The 25,320-nt window shown below is 68.7% G+C and carries 23 protein-coding genes and 2 tRNA genes; 13 read left to right on the top strand and 12 right to left on the bottom strand.

The genetic code is table 11. The features are described 5' to 3' along the window. Positions 1 to 23: 23 nt before the first annotated feature. The gene (locus ACU5E9_RS14420; protein WP_456810597.1) at positions 24 to 1,613 is read left to right on the top strand and encodes a carboxylesterase/lipase family protein; all 1,590 of its coding nucleotides are present in this window, start codon (positions 24 to 26) and stop codon (positions 1,611 to 1,613) included. Positions 1,614 to 1,641: 28 nt separating this feature from the next. Here ACU5E9_RS14420 and ACU5E9_RS14415 read toward each other — a convergent pair whose 3' ends face one another. Next, positions 1,642 to 2,076 carry a winged helix-turn-helix transcriptional regulator gene (locus tag ACU5E9_RS14415; protein WP_456810596.1) on the bottom strand — a complete coding sequence of 145 codons (435 nt, stop codon included), beginning with the start codon at positions 2,074 to 2,076 and terminating at the stop codon, positions 1,642 to 1,644. A gap of 108 nt (positions 2,077 to 2,184) precedes the next feature. On the opposite strand from ACU5E9_RS14415, the gene ACU5E9_RS14410 reads away from it, so the two are divergent. The 3 genes from ACU5E9_RS14410 to ACU5E9_RS14400 all read left to right on the top strand — a co-directional run bounded on the left by ACU5E9_RS14410 (position 2,185) and on the right by ACU5E9_RS14400 (position 5,501). Continuing rightward, complete coding sequence (locus ACU5E9_RS14410; protein ID WP_456810595.1) at positions 2,185 to 3,039, top strand: SDR family oxidoreductase; 855 nt, start codon at positions 2,185 to 2,187, stop codon at positions 3,037 to 3,039. 111 nt (positions 3,040 to 3,150) lie between these two features. Next, positions 3,151 to 3,648, top strand: coding sequence for an FBP domain-containing protein (locus tag ACU5E9_RS14405; RefSeq protein WP_456810594.1), 498 nt, complete (start codon positions 3,151 to 3,153; stop codon positions 3,646 to 3,648). Positions 3,649 to 3,731: 83 nt separating this feature from the next. Further along, positions 3,732 to 5,501: a putative bifunctional diguanylate cyclase/phosphodiesterase gene (locus tag ACU5E9_RS14400; protein WP_456810593.1), complete on the top strand. Its 1,770-nt coding sequence runs from the start codon at positions 3,732 to 3,734 to the stop codon at positions 5,499 to 5,501. 15 nt (positions 5,502 to 5,516) lie between these two features. Here the strand turns inward: ACU5E9_RS14400 and ACU5E9_RS14395 are convergent, their stop codons facing one another. Further along, complete coding sequence (locus ACU5E9_RS14395) at positions 5,517 to 6,023, bottom strand: metallophosphoesterase family protein (protein WP_456810592.1); 507 nt, start codon at positions 6,021 to 6,023, stop codon at positions 5,517 to 5,519. A gap of 53 nt (positions 6,024 to 6,076) precedes the next feature. On the opposite strand from ACU5E9_RS14395, the gene ACU5E9_RS14390 reads away from it, so the two are divergent. Then, positions 6,077 to 7,078: a DUF389 domain-containing protein gene (locus ACU5E9_RS14390; protein ID WP_456810591.1), complete on the top strand. Its 1,002-nt coding sequence runs from the start codon at positions 6,077 to 6,079 to the stop codon at positions 7,076 to 7,078. 30 nt (positions 7,079 to 7,108) lie between these two features. On the opposite strand, the gene ACU5E9_RS14385 is transcribed toward ACU5E9_RS14390, so the two are convergent. From ACU5E9_RS14385 to serS, 5 genes are all read right to left on the bottom strand, one after another. Next, positions 7,109 to 7,199: transfer RNA gene (locus ACU5E9_RS14385), tRNA-Ser, on the bottom strand. A gap of 94 nt (positions 7,200 to 7,293) precedes the next feature. Beyond that, complete coding sequence (locus ACU5E9_RS14380) at positions 7,294 to 8,553, bottom strand: LCP family protein (protein WP_456810590.1); 1,260 nt, start codon at positions 8,551 to 8,553, stop codon at positions 7,294 to 7,296. 42 nt (positions 8,554 to 8,595) lie between these two features. Further along, positions 8,596 to 8,680, bottom strand: a tRNA-Ser gene (locus tag ACU5E9_RS14375). 199 nt (positions 8,681 to 8,879) lie between these two features. Beyond that, on the bottom strand, positions 8,880 to 9,692 hold the full coding sequence (locus ACU5E9_RS14370; RefSeq protein ID WP_456810589.1) for an HAD family hydrolase: 813 nt from the start codon (positions 9,690 to 9,692) through the stop codon (positions 8,880 to 8,882). Next, positions 9,689 to 10,954, bottom strand: coding sequence for a serine--tRNA ligase (gene serS / locus ACU5E9_RS14365; RefSeq protein WP_456810588.1), 1,266 nt, complete (start codon positions 10,952 to 10,954; stop codon positions 9,689 to 9,691). The genes ACU5E9_RS14370 and serS overlap by 4 nt, the downstream gene beginning before the upstream one ends. Positions 10,955 to 11,002: 48 nt before the next feature. Between serS and ACU5E9_RS14360 the strand changes: the two genes are divergently transcribed. Then, positions 11,003 to 12,025, top strand: coding sequence for a diacylglycerol/lipid kinase family protein (locus ACU5E9_RS14360; protein WP_456810587.1), 1,023 nt, complete (start codon positions 11,003 to 11,005; stop codon positions 12,023 to 12,025). A gap of 6 nt (positions 12,026 to 12,031) precedes the next feature. Here ACU5E9_RS14360 and ACU5E9_RS14355 read toward each other — a convergent pair whose 3' ends face one another. Together ACU5E9_RS14355 and pheA are read right to left on the bottom strand one after the other, a co-directional pair. Continuing rightward, positions 12,032 to 12,547, bottom strand: coding sequence for a hypothetical protein (locus ACU5E9_RS14355; protein WP_456810586.1), 516 nt, complete (start codon positions 12,545 to 12,547; stop codon positions 12,032 to 12,034). After that, positions 12,544 to 13,491, bottom strand: coding sequence for a prephenate dehydratase (gene pheA / locus ACU5E9_RS14350; RefSeq protein WP_456810585.1), 948 nt, complete (start codon positions 13,489 to 13,491; stop codon positions 12,544 to 12,546). The genes ACU5E9_RS14355 and pheA overlap by 4 nt, the downstream gene beginning before the upstream one ends. Before the next feature lie 36 nt (positions 13,492 to 13,527). Here pheA and pgm point away from each other — a divergent pair, with 36 nt between their 5' ends. Continuing rightward, positions 13,528 to 15,144, top strand: coding sequence for a phosphoglucomutase (alpha-D-glucose-1,6-bisphosphate-dependent) (pgm, locus tag ACU5E9_RS14345; protein ID WP_456810584.1), 1,617 nt, complete (start codon positions 13,528 to 13,530; stop codon positions 15,142 to 15,144). A gap of 81 nt (positions 15,145 to 15,225) precedes the next feature. Here the strand turns inward: pgm and ACU5E9_RS14340 are convergent, their stop codons facing one another. From ACU5E9_RS14340 to ACU5E9_RS14330, 3 genes are all read right to left on the bottom strand, one after another. Continuing rightward, positions 15,226 to 15,924 (bottom strand): amidase domain-containing protein, encoded by a 699-nt coding sequence (locus ACU5E9_RS14340; protein ID WP_456810583.1) that lies wholly within the window; start codon positions 15,922 to 15,924, stop codon positions 15,226 to 15,228. A 133-nt stretch (positions 15,925 to 16,057) separates the two neighbouring features. After that, on the bottom strand, positions 16,058 to 17,098 hold the full coding sequence (locus ACU5E9_RS14335; RefSeq protein WP_456810582.1) for an amidase domain-containing protein: 1,041 nt from the start codon (positions 17,096 to 17,098) through the stop codon (positions 16,058 to 16,060). A gap of 195 nt (positions 17,099 to 17,293) precedes the next feature. Next, positions 17,294 to 18,133 carry a D-alanyl-D-alanine carboxypeptidase family protein gene (locus ACU5E9_RS14330; protein ID WP_456810581.1) on the bottom strand — a complete coding sequence of 280 codons (840 nt, stop codon included), beginning with the start codon at positions 18,131 to 18,133 and terminating at the stop codon, positions 17,294 to 17,296. Between the two features lie 64 nt (positions 18,134 to 18,197). On the opposite strand from ACU5E9_RS14330, the gene ACU5E9_RS14325 reads away from it, so the two are divergent. The 6 genes from ACU5E9_RS14325 (at position 18,198) to ACU5E9_RS14300 (ending at position 25,310) form a co-directional block, all read left to right on the top strand. Next, positions 18,198 to 18,893, top strand: coding sequence for an NAD(P)-binding oxidoreductase (locus ACU5E9_RS14325; protein ID WP_456810580.1), 696 nt, complete (start codon positions 18,198 to 18,200; stop codon positions 18,891 to 18,893). Between the two features lie 101 nt (positions 18,894 to 18,994). Continuing rightward, a complete protein-coding gene (locus ACU5E9_RS14320; protein WP_456810579.1) occupies positions 18,995 to 20,443 on the top strand; it encodes a DUF222 domain-containing protein in 1,449 nt (482 codons plus the stop codon). A gap of 192 nt (positions 20,444 to 20,635) precedes the next feature. Then, positions 20,636 to 21,919, top strand: a complete 1,284-nt coding sequence (locus ACU5E9_RS14315) for an ABC transporter substrate-binding protein (protein WP_456810578.1) — start codon at positions 20,636 to 20,638, stop codon at positions 21,917 to 21,919. A 102-nt stretch (positions 21,920 to 22,021) separates the two neighbouring features. Beyond that, positions 22,022 to 23,011 carry a carbohydrate ABC transporter permease gene (locus ACU5E9_RS14310; RefSeq protein WP_456810577.1) on the top strand — a complete coding sequence of 330 codons (990 nt, stop codon included), beginning with the start codon at positions 22,022 to 22,024 and terminating at the stop codon, positions 23,009 to 23,011. Next, on the top strand, positions 23,008 to 23,853 hold the full coding sequence (locus ACU5E9_RS14305; RefSeq protein WP_456810576.1) for a carbohydrate ABC transporter permease: 846 nt from the start codon (positions 23,008 to 23,010) through the stop codon (positions 23,851 to 23,853). Before ACU5E9_RS14310 ends, ACU5E9_RS14305 begins: the two co-directional genes overlap by 4 nt. Continuing rightward, on the top strand, positions 23,850 to 25,310 hold the full coding sequence (locus ACU5E9_RS14300; RefSeq protein ID WP_456810575.1) for a GH1 family beta-glucosidase: 1,461 nt from the start codon (positions 23,850 to 23,852) through the stop codon (positions 25,308 to 25,310). The genes ACU5E9_RS14305 and ACU5E9_RS14300 overlap by 4 nt, the downstream gene beginning before the upstream one ends. The last annotated feature ends 10 nt before the right edge of the window (positions 25,311 to 25,320 follow it).

Below are 25,320 nucleotides of genomic sequence, written 5' to 3'. Positions count from 1 at the left end.
GACCGGGGCAGGAGGGAAACACGATGTTCCGCCCTCTGCCGGAGAACGCCCCGGCGAACTTGCCAGCATCCGCTCCCCGTTCCTGGCCGCTGGAGGTGCGCGTCACCGGTGGCCTGGTGCGCGGCAGCCGACCCGACGACGGGGTGCAAACCTGGCGCGGCATCCCGTACGCGGCCCCGCCGGTGGGTCGGATGCGGTTCCGCGCACCCCAGCCGGTGATCCCGTGGGCGGGCGTCCGCGACGCCACCGCCTACGGCCCGGTGGCCCCGCAGGACCGGGGCACCCAGTTCAAGGGGGTGAGCCGCCGCACCCGGATGGGCGAGGACTGTCTCACCCTGAACGTGCAGCGGCCGGCCGCCGTGCCTCATGCCGCCAACCTGCCGGTGATGGTCTTCATCCACGGCGGCGGCTACACCGCGGGTGCCTCTCAGGACTTCACCGAGCGCAGCCAGGCCATCGTGCGCTCCGGCCAGACCATCTACGTCGCCCTCAACTACCGGCTGGGCGCCCTCGGCTACCTCGACTTCAGCCGGTTCAGCACCCGCACCCGCACCTTCGAGAGCAACCTCGGGCTGCGCGACCAGGTCGCCGCCCTGGAATGGGTGCAGGAGAACATTCGCTCGTTCGGCGGCGATCCCGCCAACGTCACCGTGATCGGCGAGTCCGCCGGCGGCAATGCCGTGGTGACGCTGCTGGCGACGCCCGCTGCCGCCGGACTGTTCGCCAGGGCCATCGCCCAGAGCCCACCGTCGAACGCCGCCTACTCGCCCGCGCTGGCCGGCCGGTGGGCCTCCGAGTTCGTCGAGGTGCTGCGGCAGGATGGCGCGCCGGAGCTGGCCGGCGGGCGGCGCCCCGCGGCCGAGCTGCTGGACACCGCGCCGTGGCCCGCCCTGGTGCGTGCCGCCCTTGTGCTGCAACGCCGCACCCCTGACGTCGATCCGGGCACCTTCTGCATGGCCCCCGTCGTCGACGGCGACTTCCTGCCCGAACGCCCGCTGGACGCCTTCCGGCAGGGCCATGCCCAGCCGGTGCCGCTGATCATCGGCACGAACGACCGGGAAGGCTCGTTGTTCCGCGGCCGGATCGACATCCTGCCGCGGTCGATCACACGCATCCAGTCGCTCTTCGACGGGGCACCGCCCGACTCGCACGAGGGGATGCGGGTGGTGTACTCCGCCCTGCCGGCCCTGCGTGCCGAAATGGATTTCGGCGCGGACTACGCGTTCTGGTTTCCCAGCGTGCAGGTCGCTGAGTTGCATTCCCGTTCGGCGCCGGTCTACCTGTACCGCTTCGACCTGGCCCCCCGGTTGTTGCGCGTGCTCGGCTACGACGCCACCCACGGGCTCGAACTGCTCGCCCTCTCCACGTCGCGCAGCGACCGCCAGCTGCGCCGGCTCACGGCCCTGGGCGGCCGGGAGAGTTTCCTGCGCACCGGCGACCGGATGCGCGCGCACTGGTTGCGCTTCGCGGCCACCGGTCTCACCGGGCCGGAATGGCCGGTCTACACCGAGGGTGAGCGCCTCACGCTGATCTTCGACGAGGAGGACCGGGTGGAGTCGGATCCCCGCGGCGACCGGCGGCTGGCCTGGCTGCAGTTCCTGCCCAACCTCTGAGCCCGGCCCAGGGGCCGCCCGGCCGGTCTCAGCGGTCGCCCACGATATCGCCGGCGTTCGCACCGACCCAGCGCACCAGCGGGATGAGGTGCGCGGCCAGGTCGTGCCCGCGATCAGTGAGGCTGTAGTCCACTCGCGGCGGGATGGTCGGTTGCGCTTCCCGGTGCACCAGACCGTCGGCCTCGAGGATGCGGAGGGTCTGCGCGAGCATCTTCTCGCTGATGCCCTCGATGCCTCGGCGCAGCTCGCCCCACCGCAGGCTGGTCTCCGACAGCGCCACCAGCACGAGCACGCCCCACTTGCTCGTGACGTGATCGAGGACCACCCGGCTGGCGCAGCCGGCCGCGAAGACGTTCGCCGCCGGCGCCCCGTCGGCGGACGGCACTGCATCGCCCACCAGGCGGGCCAGGCGGTCGCGCACGGCCCCGTCGACGGCGGGTGGAGTAAGCACGGGAGGGGTCATGCACCCAACTTACCAAAAGGTGGGTACCTGCGGTTGGGAAGTATTGGGCCAGGTCGCCGGTTACACCCCCCAGAAGGCGCGCGACTGCGCGCTACGAAAGGAACGCGCATGTCTATCGTCGTCACCGGAGCAACCGGCCAGCTCGGACACCTCATCGTCGAGCACCTCATCACCCGCGGCGTCACCCCCGCGGAGATCACCGCCGTCGGCCGCAACACCGCGCGCCTGGCCGACCTTGCCGCCACGGGCGTGTCCACCGCCGTCGTCGACTACTCCGACGAGGCCAGCCTGGCCGCCGCATTCTCCGACGCCGACATCCTGATGCTCGTCTCCGGCAGCGAGGTCGGCCAGCGGGTGGCGCAGCACACCAACGCCATCACCGCCGCGGTCGCCGCCGGCGTCAGCCGCATCGTGTACACGAGCGCTCCGGCCGCCACCACCTCCGCGCTGATCCTCGCGCCGGAGCACAAGGCCACCGAGGAGGCCCTGCAGGCCTCAGGGGTGCCCTTCACCATCCTCCGCAACGGCTGGTACACCGAGAACTACGGCGCCGCCATCGAGCAGGCCCGCGACAACGGCGTGTACCTCACCAGCGCCGGCGACGGTCGTGTTGCCAGCGCGTCCCGCACCGACTACGCCGAGGCCGCCGCCGTGGTGCTCACCACGCCGGGCCACGAGAACGTCATCTACGAGCTCGCCGGCGACGTGGCCTGGACCGGATCCGAGATGGCCGATGCGCTCACCGAGCTGGTCGGTCGCCCCGTCGTGTTCAGCTCGGTCAGCCCCGAAGAGCACACCGCGATCCTCACCGGCGCCGGCCTTGACGGCGGCACCGTCGGCTTCGTCGTCGCCCTGGACGGCAACACCCGCGACGGTCTGCTGGCCGGCGGCTCCACCGAGCTGGCGACCCTGATCGGCCGGCCCACCACCCCGCTGATCGACGGTCTGCGCGCCATCGCGTAACTCCCCCAGTGCGCAACGCCTCCGCCCCCGGCTCGCTCGACGCGCCGGGGGCGCAGGCGTTGAGCCCGGGAAAAGGCTCGGCTACGCTGTACGGATTATCGGAGGGAGATCATGAAACCACTATCTGCTGCCGAGATCCGCGGCTCCATCGTGAATGCCACCGCCGACGAGATCGCCCGGATGCCGCTGCCCGGGTTGCACGAGACCATCTGGGACCAGCGCGAATACCTCGGCTGGCGCGACCCGCAGCACGCCCAGCGCGGCTACATCGTGTTCTGGCGCGGCGATTCCCCGCTGGGCATGGTGCTGCGCGCCGCGGCCCGCGGGCCGGGACGCTCGATGTCGGCGTTCTGCTCGCTCTGCCGTACCCAGCAACCGGCCCACCAGGTGAGCCTGTTCAGTGTGCCCAAGGCCGGCCAGGCCGGCCGGGACGGCAACACCGTCGGCACCTACATCTGCTCCGACCTGGCCTGTTCCACGCTCATCCGCATCCTCCCGCCGCCGTCGCAGATGCAACCCAATCCGGCCGAGATGGTCGCGGCCCGCGGCGCCGGCCTGCTCGCCCGCCTGGAGGGGTTCACCAACGAGGTCCTCAAGCCCGCTGATTAGCCGATGCCACGTGTTCGGGGGTGGAGCGGTAGATTGAGCACAGCGCGGTGATGTTGCCGAGCACTGGGGTCAGGGGGCGGCGCATGAAGCGCTCTCCTCGGCGCTCGGGGGTGGGTTACCGCCCCGGGCTGTTCAACGCCGCCGACTCGGCCGGCATCCTGCTCGGCATCGCGCAATTCGGCTTCGGGGTGCCGCTCTTCCTCTACGCCGGCTTCGGCATCGCGCAGAACGGCGACCCGTTCGGGGTTCTCCTCGTCGCCGGGGCAACCCTCCTGGCCACCGGGGTGCTCACGGTCTGCTTTCGTCACCGGATGCGCGTGCCGCTGCGCCACGTGGCGCTCTGCTGGATGGGGGCCATGGGCATCCTCTGCCAGGCCGTCACCGGCGATCAGCCGATCACGTTCACCTTCGCCTGGTCGCCGAGCCTGCTCGCCCTGGTCGCCTTCGCGGTGATCCCGGCCGCCCAGTCGCTGGCTTACCCGGTCGTCTTCATCCCCCTGGCGCTCATCACCCTCGCCCTCCACCCCGGTGCCCGCCCGGCCGATGTCGCCATGTCCGCGATGCTCATGCTGGCCACGGGCCTCGGGCTCACCTGGTTCGCCCGCAGCGCCCTCCTCGCCGAGACCGACGAGCTCACCGGCATCCACAACTTCGCCGGATTCGAGCAGGTGCTCAGCGCCGCCATGCGGGATGGGTCACCGTCTGAGCCGCTCTCGCTCGTGCGGCTGGACATCAACGAGTTCGCCCTGGTCAACCGGCAGGCCGGCCTGGCCGGCGGCGACGCGGCGATGGTCGCGTTCGTCAACGGGGTCAGGGCGGCGCTGCCGGCCACGGCCACCATGGCGAGGATGGAGGGCGACGCGTTCGCGATCCTGCTGCCCGCGCACACCTCCGCCGAGGCCGGGGACCTGCTGGATCACGTACAAAGCCAGGTGGTGGGATTCTCGGCCGGAATCTCCTCGCGCGAAGGCGATGAGTCCCAAACCGAGTTCTTCGGCCGGGCCGGCAAGGCGCTCTTCGAGGCACAGCGCATCGGCCGCGGAAAGGTCATCGTCCACGGCGGCTACTACGCCTCTCCGGCGGCGGTGCGGGACGGGCTGCGCAACAACGAGTTCTTCCTGCTCTTCCAGCCGGTGGTCGAGCTCGCGACCGGCGTGGCCGTCGGAGCCGAGGCCCTGGTGCGCTGGCAGCACCCCAGCCGAGGATTGGTGCCGCCGAGCGAGTTCATCCCACTGTGCGAGTCGAGCGGGTCGATGCAGGTGCTCGGGCGCTGGGTTGTGCGGGAGTCGGTCGCCGCGGCGGCGAGCTGGCGGCGGCTGCGCCGGTGGGATCGCGATCCGGTGAGCGTGTCGATCAACGCGTCCCCCCGGGAGCTGGCCTCCCCCGGGTACGGCCTGTTCGTGCTCGGTGAATGCGCGGATGCGGGTCTGCCGCCCGACCTGGTGCGCATCGAGGTCACGGAGACGGACTTCGGCAGCGATGCCGTCGCGGTGCGCGACAACATCCGGGTGCTGCGGGACGCCGGCGTGCTCATCTCGATGGACGATTTCGGTACCGGGCACTCGAGCCTGTCCAGGCTCACCGAGATCGACCTCGACCTGATCAAGATCGACCAGTCCTTCGTGGCGGTGATCGAGGCGGGCGGCGACTCCCCCGTGGCCGATCTCACGATCAAGTTGGCGGCGTCGCTGGGGCTCATTGTCATCGCGGAGGGCGTCGAGACCGAGGTGCAGGCCGAGTGGCTGCGGAACCGGGGCTGCCGGTACGCGCAGGGCTACCTGTACTCCCGGCCGGTTCCCACCGACGAGTTCGTGGCCAGGTACCTGCGGTTGCGGACGACCTCGCTGTCCTGACCCGGCGAAAGTGTCCTACCGCGGCGGGAGCGGGACCAGCGTCACCTCGGAGAGCCGGCCCGCATCGGCGACGGCCGTGAGGTAGGTGCCGGCCGGTTGGCGCCGCCGGTCGGTGGGTGACCCGGGGTTGAGCAGGCGCATGCCCGCCGGCGACACGGTGTCCCAGGGGATGTGGCTGTGCCCGAAGACGAGCACGTCGGTGTCGGGGAAGGCGACGTCGGCACGCGCCTCACGGCCCGCGGCGTCACCGGTTTCGTGGATCATGGCGAACCGGATGCCCTCGATAGTTTCCCTGGCGATCTCCGGCATCACCGCCCGCAGCCCGGCGCCGTCGTTGTTGCCGAACACGCCGAGCAGCGCCCGCGCCCGCTGGGTCAGTTCCTCGAACAGGAGAAGGTCCACCCAGTCCCCGGCATGCAGCACCAGGTCGGCATCGTCCACGGCCTGCCACAGTTCATCGGGCAGGCGCCTGGCCCGCTGGGGAACGTGGGTATCGGAGATTAATAGCAGTCGGGTGGCCATGCCCCATTCTGCCCCGGCTACCCAGGCCACCGCACCGGGGCTAGGTTCACAGCGTGGCCGACCGATTCAACACCGCCGCCGATATGCGCGATGCCGTCTTCTTCGACGGGTCGTCCGCCGGCGCGCGGTATTCCCGGTTCTGGCTGTTGCTCGTGCTGGCCTCGATCATCGCCGCGGCGGGCGTGGTGGGAGATTCGACGGCCACCGTCATCGGCGCCATGATCGTGGCTCCCCTGATGACCCCGATCCTCGGCACGATGCTGGCGACGGTGCTGGGCGACCGGGCCAACCTCGCCCGGTCGCTGCTGCTCGTGGTTGCCGGCGCCGCGGCGGCCGTGCTGATCGGCTTCGCCGTCGGCCTGCTCGTGCAGACCGCGGTGCTCGCCGGCACGAACGCCCAGGTAGCCGGCCGGGTGAGCCCCCGACTGATCGACCTGCTGGCGGCGTTGGGCACCGGCGTGGTCGGCTCGGTGGCGCTGGTGCGCCGGGACATCTCCGACACCTTGCCCGGCGTCGCCATCGCCATCTCCCTGGTGCCGCCCCTCACCGTGGCCGGCCTGGTGCTCGAGTCCGGGTCGGTCGACCAGTTCCTGGGCGCCCTGCTGCTGTTCCTCACCAACGTGGTCGCCATCCTCGGCACCGGCATCGTGGTGATGTCGGTGTACGGCGTGAGCCGGTTGACCCGTCGACGGGCACCCGGCGACCACAGCACGCCGAGCCTGGTGACACCGGTCGCGCTCCTGGCCGCGATGCTGCTCCTCGTCGGGGTGCCGCTCACCGTCACGAGCGTCACCGTCACCGCTCAGAGCAACCTGGAAGGCGCCGTGCAGGCCGTGGGCACGGAGTGGGCCGCCGGGGTCGGCTGGTCCGTCACCGGAGTGTCGACGCAGGGCACCGAGGTGATCCTGCGGGTGCAGGGGAAACCACCGATCCCGGGCACAACCGAGTTGGAGACCGCCCTGGTTGCCGCCGGCATCGACCCCGACCGGGTCACCGTCGACCTGTCCCCCGTCAACGTCGTAAAGCTCACCGGTACAAACAAAAAACCCACCTGATCAGCTGATCGGGCGGGTTTTTTCGAAGTGCGGAGACGGAGGGATTTGAACCCTCGGTGCCCCGTGAGGGGCACTCCACCTTAGCAGGGTGGTGCACTAAGCCGGGCTATGCGACGTCTCCCGAGCGGATGCTTGCACAAACGCACATCCACCATACTAACGGCACCGCGGCATCCGTTTGCACATCGGCGATACGGATGCCGCGGACAGCGGCGCTACTGGTCCTCGAGGGCCCGGCCGGCCGAGCAGGTGAGCTGTGAGGCGTCCTGCCCGTAGACGTTCGACGGCAGGGCGGTCGCGGTCTCGGTCGGTTCCGCCGCGGGGTCAACCGGGGCAGCGGGGTCGACGGGCTCCTCGGTGGGGGTGGCGGCCGGATCGGCGACCGAGAGGTAGTCGGCGTCGCCCGGATCCAGCGTCGGGGAAACGTCGGCGTTGATGTCCGCGATGAGGTCTGCGGCAGCGGCCTCATCCGGTTCGACACCGCCGTCGACGTAGTTGATCGGGTACTGCACGAAGACGACCTTCTCGAGCGGGATGTCCTTCAGGGCCATGGCAATGGAGACCATGGTGTCCATGCTCTGCAGCGAGGTCGACAGTTCCATGTTGTCGACGGCGGCCTTGGCGATCGAGTACAGCTTGATCGGGTCGCTCAGCGTCTCGGCGCTCTTCAGGGTGCGCACGAGCGCTGACAGGAAGACCTGCTGGTTGCTGATGCGGCCCAGGTCGCTGCCGTCTCCGACTCCGTGCCGGGTGCGCAGGAATTGCAGCGCCTCGAGGCCCTTGAGTTCGTGCTCGCCGGCGCTGAGGTTGAGGTCGGTGTACTCGTCGACGATGGGCTCGGCGATACACACGGGCACACCCCCGACGGCCTCTGACATGGCGGCGACGCCGTTGAACTGGATGAGGGAGGCGTACGGGATGGACAGACCGGTGAGGGCCTCAACCGTCGAGACGGTGCAGGCCAGCCCGCCGTAGTTGAGGGTGGTGTTGATCTTCTGGCTGCTCATCGAGGAGTAGGTCTCGCCGTCCGGGCCGGTGCACTCAGGGATCGGCACGAAGGTGTCGCGAGGGAAACTGATCACGGTGGCGCTGCTGTGGTCTTCGGCGATGTGCATGAGCATCGTCACGTCGTTGAGCACGGCGGTTTCCTCGGTCGGGTCACCGAATCCGTCGCCCTGGCCCTGGCGGCTGTCGCTGCCGACGAGCAACAGATTGGCGCCGCCGTCGATGGAGTCGATCTGGGGCACGGGGCCGTCGGTCTCGTTGTCGAGCACCACGGCCGGCTTCACGCTGGCGGCCACGTTGAGGGTGGCGAGGGCGGCAACGGAAACGCCGCTGACCATGACGACTGCCAGGGCGGCGGCGAGGACCTTGGCGACGTTGGCGAACGCGTTGGAGCGCTTGAGCCGGCCGTGACGGGCGATGGGGCTGATCTGCTTCGATCGTTTCGAGCGGGGGCGCAATTGGTCGCTCACGCAGGTCCTTTCGTCGTTATGCAGGTACAGCGCCTCGCAGCGCGGAGGGCGTGGGATTCGAACCCACGAGACATTTCTGCCCACCAGTTTTCAAGACTGGCTCCATCGGCCGCTCGGACAGCCCTCCCGTGTTCGAACTGGATGCGCCCCGTCGCAGGGAAAATCCAACTTCGAACTGCGCCCGATCTTAGCCGATCACGGAATGTGCAGCCTGACACCGTGATCTGGCAAGGTTCTGAACGAGGGCAGCATCCGCATACAAGGACGTAGTGAGTATTTCAGGACGCACTGGCCACGGGGATCCTTATATCCTCACTAATTCCTGGTTAGAGGCTGCTCAGCACCACGGCGAGGCCGTCGTCGTAGACGCTCACGGTGAGCTCGCTGGCGGCCTCGAGCACGTCCTCCGGCGACTGCCCCATGGCCACGCCGCGTCCCTGGGCGCCCGCCCAGAGCAGCATGTCGATGTCGTTGCGGCCGTCGCCGACGGCCATCACCCGGCTGCGGGGCACGCCGAGTTCGGCGCGCACCCGTTCCATCGCGGTGGCCTTGTTCACCCCGTCGGGGGCGATGTCGAGCCAGGCGGTCCAGCCGATCGCGTAGCTCACCCGGTTGAGGCCCATCTGTTCCACCACGGCCAGGAAGTCGTCCATGTCGTGGTCGGGCGACACCACGACGACGCGGGTGGCGTCGCGGGTCAGGAGCTCCTCGAACTCGACGTGCTCGCTGTCGATGCCGATGGTGGCGTCGGGAAAGGCCTCGGTGTAGCGGTAGTAGCCGTGCTCGTCCTCGACGGCGTACCGTGCGGTCTTCAGGTGCGAGCGGATGGAGAGGAGCACCTCGCTGGGGTTGAAGGTCTCGACCCATTCCCGGCGGTAGCCCATCGGCGCATCCGGGTCGCGGTGCAGCGTGATGGCACCGTTGGAGCACACCACGTAGCGCGGCGTGATCTCCAGCCGGTCGAGCACGGGCAGCGTCGCGGCGGCGCTTCGGCCGGTGGCGAGCATGATCTCGTGCCCGGCCTCTGACACCCGCCGGATCTGCCTGATGACGGCCTCGCTGATGGTGCCGTCTTCGTGCAGGGTCGTGCCGTCGATGTCGAGGGCGACAAGCCAGGAGGTGTCAGTCAGGACGGTCATCGGATGGGCGTGAGCACGTCGAGCCCGCCGAGGTACGGTCGCAGCGCCTCCGGCACGATGACCGAACCGTCGGCCTGCTGGTGGGTTTCCAGGATCGCGACGATCCAGCGGGTGGTGGCCAGGGTGCCGTTGAGGGTGGCGACCGGCGCGGTCTTACCGGACTCGGTGCGGTAGCGGATGTCGAGGCGCCGCGCCTGGTAGGTGGTGCAGTTGCTGGTGCTGGTGAGTTCGCGGTAGGCGTTCTGGGTGGGCACCCAGGCCTCGATGTCGTACTTGCGGGCGGCGCTGGAGCCGAGGTCGCCGGCGGCAACGTCGATCACGCGGTAGCTCAGGCCGAGGGCCTGCAGCATCTGCTCCTGCAGGGCCACCAGGCGGGTGTGCTCGGCCTCGGCGTTCTCGGGCAGCACGTAGGTGAACATCTCGAGCTTGTTGAACTGGTGCACCCGGATGATGCCGCGGGTGTCCTTGCCGCCCGAACCCGCCTCGCGCCGGTAGCAGGTGGACCAGCCGGCGTAGCGGAGCGGACCGTCGTTCAGGTCGAGGATCTCGTCGCTGTGGTACCCGGCCAGGGCGACCTCGCTGGTGCCGGTGAGGTAGAGGTCGTCGGCGGGCAGGTGGTAGATCTCGTCGGCGTGCTCGCCGAGGAACCCGGTGCCGTCCATGATCTCCGGCCGCACCAGGGTGGGGGTGATCATGGGGATGAAGTCGGCGGCGAGCGCGTGGTCGAGAGCCATGTTCATCAGCGCGATCTCGAGCCGGGCGCCGATGCCGCGCAGGAAGTAGAAGCGGGCGCCGGACACCTTGGCGCCGCGGGCCATGTCGATGGCGCCGAGCATCTCGCCCAGTTCGAGGTGGTCGCGGGCTTCGAAGTCGAAGGTGGGGATCTCACCGTGCGTGCGCAGGGTGGCGAAGTTGTCCTCGCCGCCGGCGGGAACGCCGTCGATGATCGGGTTGGCGATGGTGCGCATCACCTTGGTGAACGTGGCCTCCGCCTCGGCGGCGACGACACCGGCCGCCTTGACCTCGGCGGCGAGGCTCTGCGCCTGGGCGACGAGGGCCTTCTTCTCGGCGGGCGGGGCCTGGGCCACGGTCTTGCCGAAAGCGTTCTGCGACGCACGCAGCGCCTCGAAGCTGGTGATCGAGGACCGGCGCTCGGCGTCGGCTGCGAGCGCCGCGTCGACGGCGTCGACGGAATCACCCCGCGCCTCCTGCGATCGCTTGACGAGGTCGGGATTTTCGCGTAGCAGCACCGGATCAATCACCCGGCCAGTCTACAAGCGCCGCCTGGGCTGCCTTGCTAGCCTGTGCGGGTGCAGCCCTCCAGTTCGGCCCCCATCGACGACATCCCCACGCAGCGTCGGGCCGCGGTGGTCTACAACCCGGTGAAAACGGATGTTGTGCGGCTGCGCGCCGGCGTGACCGCCGCCGCCGAGGCCGCCGGCTGGGCCGAGACGCTCTGGTTCGAGACCTCGGTGGAGGACCCCGGCCAGCGGGTGACGCGCAAGGCGCTGCACAAGGGCGTCGACCTGGTGCTGGCCGCCGGTGGTGACGGGACCGTTCGTGCCGTGGCCGAGTCGCTCCGTGGCGCGGAGGTGCCGCTGGGCGTGCTGCCGGTGGGCACGGGCAACCTGCTGGCTCGCAACCTGAAGTTGCCGCTGACCAGCATCGATGATGCGATCGGCATCGCCTTCAGCGGTGAGACGCGGGCGATCGACCTCGGCGTAGCGTCGGTCACCTACCCGGACGAGCGGATCGACGATCACGTCTTCCTGGTCATGGCCGGGCTCGGCCTGGACGCCCAGATGATCGCCGCCACCCGCCCTGACCTCAAGAAGCAGGTGGGCTGGCTGGCCTATGTGGACGCCGGGATGCGCGCCATCCCCAAGGCGGAGCCGTTCCGGATCCGTTACAACCTGGGCACCCGCAGCGAACACCAGGCCACGGTGAGCACCATCCTGATCGCCAATTGCGGGCTGCTGCCCGGCAACATCCAGTTCCTGCCCGATGCCCTCATCGACGACGGGATCCTCGACATCGCGGTGCTGCAGCCCAAGGGCGTGCTCGGCTGGCTCAAGATCTGGCGGCGGGTCACCTGGCAGAACGGCGTCCTGCGCCGCTCGGCCGTGGGCCGGCGCATCATCGAGTTCACCGAGGAAGACAACGAACGGTCGATGACCACCCTGCTGGGCACCGACATCCGGATCGTGCCCGAGAAGCCGCAGGAGTTCGAGCTGGACGGTGACGAGTTCGGGTTGGTGAAGAGCGTGTTCCTGCGGGCGGATGCCGGCGCCCTGTTGGTGCGGGTGGCCGCGGGCCAGCAGTCGGCTGCCTGAGCCGGGTCAGGAACCAGCGGGCAGGCGCCGGGCCCGCCAGGCCCACGCGTGCCAGAACAACAGCCCAGCGAGTGTGACCAGGCCTGCGATCAGCATCGGTGATGCCACCGAGTAGCTCAGCTGCTGGATCAGCATCTCAATCGGCACGGGCCCGTTGCCGTCGTAGAAGCTGTTCGAGTTCGAGAGGGTCGCGGCTTGTACCTGCAAGACGACCGCACCGCCGATGAAGACAACCACGACCAGCCAGAGCAGCGCGATGAACGGGTTCCACCTGGAGGGTTCCAGCTCGTCCTGGAAGAGCTCGGGGTCGAAACCATCGAGGTCCGGGATATCGGCCGAGTCCTCCGGCTCGGCGGCGGCCGATGCGGGTGCGACGGTCGGGGCACCGACCGGCAGCGATAGCGGGTCGTGACGCGGCTGCCGCGCCACGGGAGCCGCGTCACCGGCCTGGTAGCCACGCTGAAAGCGCGGGTCGTGACGCGGGTCGAAGACCGGCCGGTCGGTTCCCCCCTGGCCGGTCACGCCGTCGGCTCCCCCGAAATCAGGCCGCGCAGCCAGTCCCTGGCTTCGATGAACACCCCGTCGTCGTACCGCGAGGTGAACTCATTGGGCTGCTTATCGGCCCGGGGATACGAGCCGAGGAAGATCACCTTGGGGCTGAACCTGCGCAGGCCCAGGAGGGCATCCGCCACGCGCTCGTCGGAGATGTGCCCGTCGGCGTCGATGACGAACCGGTAGCGGCCGAGGGCATCGCCGATCGGCCGGGACTGGATCAGGCTGAGGTTGACGCCGCGGGTGGCGAACTGCTCCAGCAGTTCGAGCAGGGCGCCGGCGTGGTCCTCCGGCAGTTCGACGATGACGCTGGTCTTGTCGGCGCCCGTGGGCGCCGGGATGACCGTGGTGCGACCGACGAGCACGAACCGGGTCACGGCGTTGGGGTTGTCGCCGATGTCGCGGGCCAGCACGGTGAGGTCGTGGTGCTTCTCGATGCCGGGCGGCGCCACCGCGGCATCCGCCGGCGTGCCCGGTTCGAACAGGGACGCCGCGGCGGCGACGTTGCTGGAGGAGGGGATGTGGCCGTGCCGGGGCAGGGTGGCTTCGAGCCAGCTGCGGCACTGCGCGTACGCCACCGGATGCGCGTTGACGATCTTCACGTCGTCGAGGGTGGTTCCGGGCCGGGCGACGAGCACGAAGTTGACCGGCACCAGGTACTCGCCGATGATCCGCAGGTTCGGCACGCTCGCCAGGGCATCCTGGGTGGCGCTCACTCCGCCGTCGACCGAGTTCTCGATCGCGATCATGGCGGCGACGCTGCGGCCGCTCACGACATCGGCGAAGGCCTCGCCCACATTGTTCACGGCCCGCCACGGCAGGCCCTGGGCGTCTGGCACCTGCGCGAGGGCGGCCTCCGTGAAGGTTCCCGCCGGGCCCAGGAAGCTGTAGTGCACATCGGGAGTCTCTGGCATGGCTCACAGCCTAGTTGGAGTGCAAGACTGGGGACCATGAGCGAACGCGCAGGCACCCCGGCCCAGAAATCCGATCTGATCGACGTTGAGGCCCTCATCAGGGCCTATTACGACCTCAAACCGGATGTCTCGATTGCCACCCAGAAAGTCGTCTTCGGCACCTCCGGCCACCGCGGCAGCTCGTTGAACACCGCCTTCAACGAAAACCACATCCTCGCCACCACCCAGGCGATCGTGGAGTACCGCACCGGCCAAGGCATCACCGGGCCGCTGTTCATCGGCGCTGACACCCACGCGCTGAGCGCCCCGGCCACCACCAGCGCCCTCGAGGTGCTGGTCGGCAACGGCGTGCGCGTGCTCGTCGACGAGTTCGGCGACTTCGTGCCCACCCCGGCGCTGTCGCACGCGATCCTGGCCTACAACCGGGCCGGCAACGACGACCAGGCCGACGGCATCGTCGTCACCCCGAGCCACAACCCGCCCGCTGACGGCGGCTTCAAGTACAACCCGCCGCACGGCGGACCGGCCGACAGCGACGCCACCTCCTGGATCGCCAACCGCGCCAACGAGATCATCGCCGACGAGATGCGCGCCGTCCTCGCGGCCGAGCCCAGTGCCGTCGAGACCTACGACTTCCGGGGCAATTACGTCGCCGACCTCGAGAACATCATCGACATGAAGGCCATCAAGGCCAGCGGCATCCGCATCGGCGCCGACCCGCTCGGCGGCGCGAGCGTGAACTACTGGGCCGCGATCCGCGACCGGTACGAACTCAACCTCACCGTGGTCAACCCACTCGTCGACCCCACCTGGGCCTTCATGACCCTGGACTGGGACGAGAAGATCCGGATGGACCCGTCCAGCCCCTCCGCCATGGCCTCGGTGCTGGCGCACAAGGACGACTACGACATCCTCACCGGCAACGACGCCGACGCCGACAGGCACGGCATCGTCACACCGGACGCGGGCCTGATGAACCCCAACCACTTCCTGGCCGTGGCCATCGAGTACCTCTACAGCCACCGCGACGGCTGGCGGGCGGATGCCGCGATCGGCAAGACCCTCGTCTCCTCCACCATGATCGACCGGGTTGCCGGGTTCCTCGGCCGTGAGCTGTGGGAGGTGCCGGTCGGCTTCAAGTGGTTCGTGCCCGGCCTGATCGACGGCTCGGTCGCCTTCGGCGGCGAGGAGAGCGCCGGAGCAAGCTTCGTGCGTTTCGACGGCACCGTCTGGACCACCGACAAGGACGGCATCCTGCTGGCCCTGCTCGCGTCGGAGATCGTGGCCGTGACCGGCAAGTCACCGAGCGTGCGCTACGCCGAACTGGCCGAGCACTTCGGCGCCCCCGCCTACGAGCGCATCGACGCCGTGGCGACGCCGGCGCAGAAGTCGGCGCTCGGCAAGCTCGACGGCGCGGCCATCACGGCCACCGAGCTCGCCGGTGACAAGATCATCGGCGCGCTGAGCAACGCCCCCGGCAACGGTGCGGCGATCGGCGGCGTGAAGGTCTTCACCGAGTACGCCTGGTTCGCGGCCCGCCCGAGCGGCACCGAAGACGTCTACAAGATCTACGCCGAGTCCTTCAAGGGCCCGGAGCACCTCAAGCAGGTGCAGGTGGAGGCCAAGGCCATCGTCGACGCCGCGATCAGCTGACCCCAGCGCTTGACTGGCCCACTTTTGCTAGTGCGGGACCCCGCTCAACTAGCAAAAGTGGGCCACCCATAGGCCTGTGGGTTACGGGATGCTCCAGTAGTACGCGGTGCCGCCGGGGTGCTTCTCGGTGATCGCGTAGTCCACCGAACGGTAGTCGGTGTCATCGGTGTGCCCGGCGTAGTAGATGACGATGTCGTCGCCGGTGCCCTCGATCTTGGACACGATGGCGGTGTGGTCGCGGTCGCCTGAGTTGTCCCAGTCGAACTGCACCACGTCGCCGAGCTTCACCTGGTCGCGCTGGTCGTCGGTGAGCGCGGTCGCCCGGCCCGAGTCCGCCATGTAGCGCATGAACGCCGTCGAGCTGACCCACGGCGACGAGAAGTCGAAGTCAGAGCCGGTGCCGGATGCCCACCACGCGTCGTCCATGGTCCAGCCGCGTTCGATCAACGACTGGCTGGTGAAGTTGACACAGTCGGTGCCGGTGACCACGCCGTACACGTCGGTGTTGTAGTCACTCCAGTAGGTGAGGGCGTAATTCAGCTGGGCCTGCACTGCCGCGTCCACGGCGACCGGTTCGGCCGTCGCGGCGGGCGTCTCACGGGGTTCGGCGGTGGCCGTGGGCGTGGGCGTGGCTGTGGCCGAGGCGGAGGCCGTCGTCGGCGTGGAATCCGCCGTCGGGGTGCGGCTGCCCCCGGATGTGGCCAGGGCCACCGATCCGACGACGATGCCGCCGAGAACGAGCGCGGCGACGCCGATCCGTGCTGGTCGAACTACAGCCACAACTACCTCTATTCGGGGGGACGAATTCTCAAGCAAACCACATCATGCCCCGAACAGTCTGGGACTGGCCGATGAGCCGCCACCGGTGAGGCAAAGTCACCGATTCAACCCGCCGATAGTGGTGTGCGGGGGCTTAGACGACGCTCCAGTAGGTGACGCTGCCGCCGGAGAGGGCCAGGGATTCGTCGACCGAACGGTAGTCGGTGTTGTTGGTGTGCCCGGCGTAGTAGATCTCGACGCCGGTGGCCGTGCGCTCCACCCTCGTCACGATTCCGGTGTGGTCCTTGTCGCCGGAGTTGTCCCAGTCGAACTGGACGATGTCGCCGACCTTCACCTCGGCGCGCTGCGCCGCGGTGAGCGGAGTGGCCCGTTCCGGGTGCGCGGTCAGGTATGCGGCGAAGGCGGTCGAGCTGGCCCACGCGGTGCTGTACGTTCCGGCGGTGAAATTCCATTCCGCGTCCATGGCCCAGCCGCGGGCGATGAGCGACTGGCTGGTGAAATTGACGCAGTCGTTGCCGGAGATCGATCCGTAGGCATCCGTGTTGTAGTTCTGCCAGTGCGCGAGCACATAGTCGATCTGCGCGGCGATTTTCGGATCGGGCACATAAGTGAACGTGAGGGCGGGCGCTGCCGCCGGGGCGGTGGTCGCGGCGGGGGCCGTGATGGCGCCCTCACCCGTCGGCTCGATGGCCTCGGCGAGCACCGAGGTCGCTGCCGCGCTGGCGGATGTGCCGTCGCCGGTCGTTCCGCCCGCCACGGTGACCGCCGCACCGGTGCTGTCGAAGAGGCTCACCGTCACCGGGCCGGTGGCCAGGTCTGCGGCGGCTGGCGCCTGCAGTGTCACGGTATCCGCGGTTGCCGACACCACCTGCGCCGCGTTGTCGCCGAAGCTCGCCGCGGTGACGGCGGCCAGGTCGGTGCCGGTGACGGTAACCACGGTGCCGCCGGTGACAGGGCCGGCGGGGGTGCCATCCGCGGCGATGACAGCGCTGCGCACGATGGGCGGAGCCGGTTCCACGGTCGTCTCCATGGCGATGGTGTCAGTGGGCACCGGGGTGGGTGTCGCGGTGGCGGTGGTCGCCACGGCACCTGCGGAGGCGCGGACGTCGGCAGCGTCGATGGCGAGGCCGGCGACGATCGCCACGACTGTGGTGCCGGCGGTCAGTGTCGCCACGATGGCGATGTGGAGCCTTCGCCGGGTCCGTTTCCGGTGCCGTTTGAGTTGGCGTCTGGTGAGCGTTGGGGAGTCGGGAAGTGGAACGGGGCGCACAAAATCGTTTCTCGTCGGCGGGGTGGGGCCCGTCAGTCAAGCATCCGCTCTTGGCAAGGTCCTGTACGGAGCCTGCACAACCCATGCACGCGCATTGATTCAGCCGTAGCTGGGTGCGGCCGGCAGGCCGAAGAACTCCTCGAGTGTGCTCACGCCGGTGTTGCGCATTTCGGTGGCCAGCTCGATCCCGATGTAGCGGTAGTGCCAGGGCTCGAACTCGTAACCGGTGATCCCGACCTTGTCGGCCGGGTACCGCAGCAGGAACCCGAATCGCCACGCGTTCGCGGCCAGCCACTGGCCGTGCGGGGTGTCGCCGAAGCAGGCGGAGAGGGAGCATTGGCCGGGCAGGGCGCTGATGTCGATGGTCAGGCCGGTCTGGTGTTCGCTGGTGCCTGGGCGGGCGGTGCTCAGGTCGGCTCCGGCCTGGCCGAGGGTGGCGATGTCGCCGTCGTAGACCCGGGTCTGGGCTTCGAAACTGCGGTACGCGCTCTGCGACTGCAGGGCCAGCCCGGTTTCCGAGGCGAAGGCGGTGAACAACGAGACGACGGCATCGGAGGCCTCTTGCCGGAGCCGCGCCGGGTTGGCGAATGCCACGGGCACGTCGACGAGGTCAGCGGGGGTGTAATCGGTGGGGGTGAGCGGACGCAGCTTGTCCACGACCACCCAGATGCTGTCGGGGTCGTCGATGGAACGGGCGGCACGATCGAACGTCGGCGCCGGTGCCGGCTCCGGGGATGCCGTGGGCGACGGCCGTGGCGGCTCGGTGGGCGCTTGGGCACTCGGAGTGTTCTCCGGGGAGGCGCTGGTGGGTTCGGTTCCGGTGAATCCGTTGACGAGGACGGTGGCGAGGAAGGCCACCACGAGCAGTCCGCCGACAACGGCGATGGCGCGCCGACGACGCACGCGCGGCGACGCCCCCCGGCGCGATTGTACTGACACGCTGCAGAGCCTATCTTGCGGCGGGTCAGGGAATTCCACCGGCCACTGTCCTGTTGTCCTTGATATGCGAATTGTTATAGCAGGTGGACATGGAAAAATTGCTCGCTCCCTTACGCGGGCCCTTGTGGGCGACGGTCACACCGTCATCGGGCTGATCCGTTCCGAGCAGCAGAGCGCGGATCTCCTGTTGGACGGTGCACAGCCCGTGGTCCTCGATCTCGAGAGCACCTCGGTCGAGGATCTCGCCGCTGTACTGGCCGGGGCGGATGTCGCGGTCTTCGCGGCCGGCGCCGGTGCGGGAAGCGGTGACGCCAGGAAGGGCACGGTCGATCTGGGTGCCTCTGTGCTCCTGGCCGATGCAGCCGAGGCAGCGGGTGTCGGTCGGTTCGTGCAGATTTCGTCGACCGGAGCCGATCTCGTCCGCGACGGTGCCACGCCCGACGGGGTGCCGACTGACTTCCTGGCCTACCTCCAGGCCAAGCTCGGCGCCGAGGTCGACCTGGTGGGCCGCGACCTCGCCTGGACCATCGTGCGACCCGGCACCCTGACCGACGATGAGCCGACCGGACTCGTTCGGCTAGAGCGCACCGGCCCGGACGAGAGCGGTACCGTGCACCCGGAGCCGGCCGGCAAGATCCCTCGCGCCGATGTGGCCGCGGTGCTTGCCGAACTCATCCGTACCGGAGCCGGAGCCCGCGCCACCCTGCACCTCATCTCCGGCCCGGCCACTGTGGCGGAGGCCGTGGCGATTTTCGCCTGATCGGCGTCGCCGCCGCTCCTCCACAGGTGGGTGCTTTTCGGGTTCTCCACCAGTGATTCACTGGGATCGGGAGTGTCAGTGGTGCATGGTTCTATGGGCGTATGGCCACCTCAGATGCCACACCCGAAGACACCCCCAACGACGCCCCCGATGCCGCCGTGGATCCGGTCGCGGATCTCGTCGCGCAGGCGATCAGTGCGGTCATCGACCCGCTGATCGAGAATGAGAAAGCCCTCGCCGGCTGTTACGCCGAGCGGGTCCGCCTGCTCGCCGAACTGGACCGGCTCGGCCACCAACCCCGCATCCTCGCCGGGCTGCGGGGCGACCCGATCGAGTCCGGCCACAACGACCCGGACACCGCCGCGCACGGCCCGGCCTGGGACGACGACGAGCTCGCCCGCCGCAGCATGGCGGCCGAGGCGGCGATGGTGTTGCGGGTACGGGCGAACACCGCCGGCAGCATGATCTTCGACGCCACCCGGCTGGCCGGTGACCTGCCGGCGTTCCACCAGTCGCTGACGGCGGGCCGGATCACCTGGGGGCACGCGCTGAAGATGCTCGAACTCACGGTAAACCTGCCCGAGGAGGTACTGCCGCGCTTTGAAGCGGCGGTGCTGGGGGCGGCCGAAAAGCGCACCTCGACTCAGTTCGCCAAGGCCGCTCTCCGGATCCGGGAGCGGATGCACCCGGTCCCGCTGCAGGAACGCGCCGACGCCGGCTTCGCGACCCGGCGGGTGGTGTTCCGGCCCGACGCCGACGGGATGGCGTGGCTGAACGCCTACCTGAAAGCCGATGAAGCGCAGGCGGCGTATGACCGGCTCAGCCGCATCGCGGCCGACCTCGACCGGGACGACAACGCCGCCCATGACGCACCCGGTGCCGCGGACGGCGGTGCGGAGGAGCCGGTGCAGGCCCGCACGAAGGACCAGCGCCGGGCGGACGCGTACAGGGACCTGCTGCTGGACGGCGTCGGACCGGGCGGCCTCGGCCGTGGCATCCGCGGCACCGTGCACATCACCGTCCCGGCGCTGACGTTGCTGGACCGCAGCGACGAACCCGCGATCCTGGAAGGCTACGGGCCGATCGACCCGGAGACGGCCCGGCAGATCGCGGGAACCGCGACGAGTTGGACCCGGATCCTCACGCATCCGGAGACGGGGGCCCGGCTGTCCGTCAGCCACGAGCAGTACGCGCCGACGGCGGACATGCGCCGGTACGTGGAGATCCGAGACGAGACCTGCCAGGGCATCGGCTGCAACCGTCGCGCCACGCTGAGTGAGATCGACCACACCCAAGCCTGGAACACCGGCGGTAAAACTCACGTCGACAATCTCGTCTGCCTCTGCAAAGGCTGCCACCGACTCAAACACCAATCCAGCTTCACCACCCAGCAAGGTCCCGGCGGTGCCCTGACCTGGATCAGCCCCGGCGGCAAAAAATACACCAACACACCCGACATCACGGGCTCCGGTCTGGGAACGAAGTTGACCCCCGAAGTCCCGGCACCGCAGCCGCCCAAGCGTGCAGCCGAAGGGCCACCACCTTTCTGATCCGGGGCCGCTGGCCCCCGGAATGGGCGCATCCAGGCCGCAACGGTAACGAAACGAGCATGATCGCCTCGCCGAGAGAGCGCTCTCTTGACATCCCGGAAGTCGCGTCCTATGGTGGGCATCACACGTGAGAGCGCTCTCACAGCAACTTTCGGCGGCGCTCCACACCACCAGCACCACACACACAAAGGAGTGACCGTGAAGCGTTTCCCGCGCCCCACGATTGTGGCCGCCGTTGCCGGCGCCGCAGCAATCGCCTTGCTTGCCACGGGCTGCACGCCCGCAAGCGACTCGGGTGGAACGGACGGCGGAAAGATCAAGCTGACCGTCGCCACCTTCAACGAATTCGGCTACGAGGGCCTGTTCGAGAAGTACATGGAAGAGAACCCCGACATCACCGTCGTGGCGAAGAAGGCCGCCACCTCGAACGAGGCCCGCGACAACCTCACCACCCGGCTCGCAGCCGGCAGCGGTCTGAGCGATGTCGAAGCCATCGAGGTCGACTGGCTTCCCGAGCTCCTGCAGTACTCCGACCAGTTCGTCGACCTCTCCAGCGACGAGGTCGAGGGCCGCTGGCTCGAGTGGAAGGAATCCGCGGCAACGGACGCCGACGGCAACCTGATCGCCTACGGCACCGACATCGGCCCGGAGGGCGTCTGCTACCGCTCCGACCTGTTCGCCGCCGCCGGTCTTCCCACCGACCGCGCCGAGGTCGCCACGCTCCTCGGCGACAGCTGGGACAGCTACTACGCCGCCGGTGAGAAGTTCACCGCGGCCGGCACCAACGTGCCGTGGTTCGACTCCGCCGGAGCCACCTGGCAGGGCGTCATCAACCAGTTCGACAACGCCTACGAGGAGAATGACGGCACCGTCATCGCCACCGAGAACCCCGACGTGAAGGCCGCGTACAACAGCGTCCTCGACGCCAGCAGCACCCTCTCGGCTCACCTCCAGCAGTGGAGCGACGACTGGACCGCGAGCTTCCAGAACGACGGCTTCGCGACCATGCTGTGCCCGGGCTGGATGCTCGGCATCATCGAAGGCAACGCCGCCGGCGTCACCGGCTGGGACATCGCGGACACCTTCCCCGGTGGCGGCGGCAACTGGGGCGGTTCCTACCTGACCGTTCCCACGCAGTCCGAGCACCCCGAAGAAGCCAAGGCGCTGGCCGCCTGGCTGACCGCACCGGAGCAGCAGCTCTCGGCGTTCGCCTCCAAGGGCACCTTCCCGAGCCAGGTCGACGCTCTCGAGAGCCCCGAACTGCTCGACTCGACGAACGAGTTCTTCAACAACGCACCGGTCGGCGAGATCCTCGCCACCCGCGCCGCGGCCGTTGAGGTCACCCCGTTCAAGGGCGTGAAGTACTTCCCGATCAACGACGCCATGCAGCAGGCCCTCACCCGGGTCGAAGACGAGACCATGACCCGCGAGCAGTCGTGGGACCAGTTCGTCACTGACGTGAAGGCGCTGGGCTAACCCTCCGCCCCACACCTGCGCACATGCAGTACCCGCCAGGTGGAGGCACCTGCCTCCACCTGGCTCCCTTTTTTCACCCAGCTCCCACCCTCAAGGACTCGAATGACAGCCGCGACCGAAGTCGATGCCCGCGCGATCCGCCGCATCGCCTTCAACCACCGCCTTTCCCACTGGGACGTGAAGCTCTCCCCGTACCTGTACATCTCACCGTTCTTCATCGTCTTCGCACTCATCGGCCTGTTCCCACTGGCATACACGGCCTGGGTGTCACTGCACGACTGGAACCTGATCGGCGGGCAGGGCGACTTCGTCGGCCTGGAGAACTTCCAGACGGTACTCGCGCAGCCCTACTTCTGGATCTCACTGCGCAACACGTTCAGCATCTTCCTGCTGTCGGCTGTCCCCCAGGTGATCGCGGCCATCGCCATCGCGGCGGTGCTCGACTTCAACCTGCGCGGCAAGACCTTCTGGCGCATGGGCGTGCTGCTGCCCTACGTCGTGGCCCCGGTCGCGGTCGCCCTCATCTTCAATGACCTGTTCGGCGACAAGTACGGCATCATCAACCAGCTGATCAGCACCGTCGGCCTCGAGCCGATCCGCTGGCACGTCGACATCCTTCCCAGCCACTTCGCGATCGCCACGATGGTCAACTTCCGCTGGACCGGCTACAACGCCCTGATCTTCCTGGCCGCGATGCAGGCCGTGCCGCGCGACTACTACGAAGCCGCCATCATCGACGGTGCCGGCCGCTGGCGCACCTTCTGGTCGCTCACCGTTCCGCTGATGCGCCCCACCATCATTTTCGTGGTCATCACCTCCACCATCGGTGGCCTGCAGATCTTCGACGAACCGCGCATGTTCGACCAGTACGGCCAGGGCGGCGCCAGCCGGCAATGGCAGACCCTCACCCTCTACATCTACGAGTTGGGCTGGAACCAGCGGAACTTCGGCCGGGCCTCGGCGGTCTCCTGGCTGCTGTTCCTGATCATCATCCTGATCGCCGCGCTCAACTTCTACATCAGCCGGCGAATCAGCGCCACCAGCGACAAAGCCATCAAGGTTCGACCCATCAAGGCACGAGGAATCTCATGAGAAAGACACGTTCAATCGGCGGACACGACCGCCGCCCGGGCTTCTGGGTCTACGGCGTTCTCATCGCGGTGCTGGTGGGGTCGTTCTTCCCAATCTGGTGGTCCTTCCTGATCGGCAGCCAGGATGCGGCAGCCATCAACAAGAACGGCATGATCTTCGTCCCCGGCGGCAACTTCTTCGCCAACGCGGCCACCGTCATCGACAGCATCCCGTTCTGGAACGCGCTGCTGAACAGCATCATCGTGTCGTCGGCCGTCGCCCTCAGCGTGGTCGCCTTCTCCACCCTGGCCGGCTACGCCTTCGCGAAGCTCAAGTTCCGCGGTCGCGAGGGCCTGCTCGTCTTCGTCATCGCCACCATGGCCGTGCCCACCCAGCTCGGCATCGTGCCGCTGTTCATCGTGATGTCCAGGCTCGGCTGGACCGGCAGTCTCTGGGCCGTCATCGCCCCCGGCCTGGTCACCGCGTTCGGCGTGTTCTGGATGACCCAGTACCTCAAGGACGCCCTGCCCGACGAGCTCATCGAGGCCGTGCGGATGGACGGCGCGTCGATGATCCGCAGCTTCTGGCACGTCGGCCTGCCCGCCGCCCGGCCGGCCGCGGCAATGCTCGCCCTGTTCGCCTTCATCGGAACCTGGACGAACTTCTTCTGGCCGTTCATCGTGCTCGACCCCGGCAACCCCACCCTGCCCGTGGCGCTGCAGCAGTTGCAGGCGGCGTACTACGTCGACTACTCGCTGGTCCTCTCCGGCGTGGTTCTCTCGATCATCCCGCTGATCGTGCTCTTCGTCTTCCTCGGCAAGCAGCTGGTCGCCGGCATCATGCAGGGCGCGGTCAAGGGATGACCGACTCCGCCACCGGGCGGCGCGGCTTCCCGGCCGGTTTCCTGTTCGGGGCGGCAACCGCCGCGTACCAGATCGAAGGCGCCGCCCACGAAGACGGCCGCACCGACTCGATCTGGGATGCCTTCAGCCGGGTACCGGGGGCAGTCGTGAACGCCGACAACGGCGACGTGGCCTGTGACCACTATCACCGCCACGGCGCCGACGTGGAGCTGATGAAGGAGCTGGGGCTGCAGACCTACCGGTTCTCCACCTCCTGGTCCCGGGTCCGCCCCGATGGCGGGCCGGTGAACCCGGCGGGCATCGACTTCTACTCGCGGCTCGTCGACGAGCTCCTCGGCGCGGGCATCAAGCCGTGGCTCACCCTGTACCACTGGGATCTGCCGCAGGCGCTCGAGGAGAACGGCGGCTGGGTCAACCGCGACACCGCCGAATTGTTCCGCGACTACGCCCTGTCCGTGCATGACGCCCTCGGCGACAGGGTCGGCGTCTGGACGACGCTCAACGAGCCGTGGTGCTCCGCGTTCGTCGGTTACACGGCCGGCGTGCACGCGCCGGGGCGGCAGAGCAAGTCCGACGGGCTCGCCGCCGGACACCACCTGCTTCTCGGCCACGGCCTCGCCGTGCAGGCGCTGCGCGAACGCGACAGCAGCCTGGAGCTCGGAATCACCCTGAACCTCACCGTGGCCAAGCCGGTGGACCCGGCCCGCCCCGGTGACGTGGACGCGGCCCGGCGGATCGACGGCCAGCTCAACCGCTTCTTCCTCGACCCGATCTTTCGGGGCAGCTACCCGGCCGACGTGCTCGAGGACGTCGCCCATCTGGGCTTTGCCGGGGTCGTGCACGACGGTGACCTCGCCCTGATCAGCCAACCGCTGGACAGTTTCGGGGTGAACTATTACAACGGTTCTCTGGTCAGCGACCGTCCCACCGAAGCCCCGCAGCTCTCCCACGACCCCACCGGTCGGGTCACCAGCTCACCGTTCCCGGCCGCGGACGGCGTGTTCAACCATTCCCAGGGACTCCCGGTCACGGCCATGGACTGGGAAGTCCAGCCGGACGGCCTGCGCGAACTCCTGGTGCGCATCCAGGCCGAGTACACCGGCCCGGCCGGTACCGACCTCTACGTCACCGAGAACGGGGCGGCCTACGACGACGTCGTGGCGACGGATGGCGCGGTGCACGACGCCGACCGCACCCGGTTCCTCGAGCTGCACCTCGGCGCGGTCCTCGACGCCATCGACGAGGGTGTGGACGTGAAGGGGTACTTCTACTGGTCTCTGCTGGACAACTTCGAGTGGGCCTGGGGCTACGCGAAACGGTTCGGCATCGTGCGGGTCGACTACGACACCCAGGTCCGCACGATCAAGGACAGCGGGGCCGCCTATGCGGCCATCATCTTGTCCCGTTCCCTGCCCGCAGCGACGAACGCGCCGACGAACGCGGCGTTCGCAAAATAGAATGACATCC

This window comes from Cryobacterium sp. AP23 (assembly GCF_054075385.1).
Note: the sequence above shows the minus strand (reverse complement) of the source record. Positions and strands in the feature narration are given on the sequence as shown.

Excerpts from the sequence above, each read along its gene's own strand:
- ACU5E9_RS14420 (WP_456810597.1), top strand. The coding sequence starts at position 24 with ATGTTCCGCCCTCTGCCGGAGAACGCCCCGGCGAACTTGCCAGCATCC.
- ACU5E9_RS14415 (WP_456810596.1), bottom strand. The coding sequence starts at position 2,076 with ATGACCCCTCCCGTGCTTACTCCACCCGCCGTCGACGGGGCCGTGCGC.
- ACU5E9_RS14410 (WP_456810595.1), top strand. The coding sequence starts at position 2,185 with ATGTCTATCGTCGTCACCGGAGCAACCGGCCAGCTCGGACACCTCATC.
- ACU5E9_RS14405 (WP_456810594.1), top strand. The coding sequence starts at position 3,151 with ATGAAACCACTATCTGCTGCCGAGATCCGCGGCTCCATCGTGAATGCC.
- ACU5E9_RS14400 (WP_456810593.1), top strand. The coding sequence starts at position 3,732 with ATGAAGCGCTCTCCTCGGCGCTCGGGGGTGGGTTACCGCCCCGGGCTG.
- ACU5E9_RS14395 (WP_456810592.1), bottom strand. The coding sequence starts at position 6,023 with ATGGCCACCCGACTGCTATTAATCTCCGATACCCACGTTCCCCAGCGG.
- ACU5E9_RS14370 (WP_456810589.1), bottom strand. The coding sequence starts at position 9,692 with ATGACCGTCCTGACTGACACCTCCTGGCTTGTCGCCCTCGACATCGAC.
- pheA (WP_456810585.1), bottom strand. The coding sequence starts at position 13,491 with ATGCCAGAGACTCCCGATGTGCACTACAGCTTCCTGGGCCCGGCGGGA.
- pgm (WP_456810584.1), top strand. The coding sequence starts at position 13,528 with ATGAGCGAACGCGCAGGCACCCCGGCCCAGAAATCCGATCTGATCGAC.
- ACU5E9_RS14325 (WP_456810580.1), top strand. The coding sequence starts at position 18,198 with ATGCGAATTGTTATAGCAGGTGGACATGGAAAAATTGCTCGCTCCCTT.
- ACU5E9_RS14320 (WP_456810579.1), top strand. The coding sequence starts at position 18,995 with ATGGCCACCTCAGATGCCACACCCGAAGACACCCCCAACGACGCCCCC.
- ACU5E9_RS14310 (WP_456810577.1), top strand. The coding sequence starts at position 22,022 with ATGACAGCCGCGACCGAAGTCGATGCCCGCGCGATCCGCCGCATCGCC.
- ACU5E9_RS14305 (WP_456810576.1), top strand. The coding sequence starts at position 23,008 with ATGAGAAAGACACGTTCAATCGGCGGACACGACCGCCGCCCGGGCTTC.
- ACU5E9_RS14300 (WP_456810575.1), top strand. The coding sequence starts at position 23,850 with ATGACCGACTCCGCCACCGGGCGGCGCGGCTTCCCGGCCGGTTTCCTG.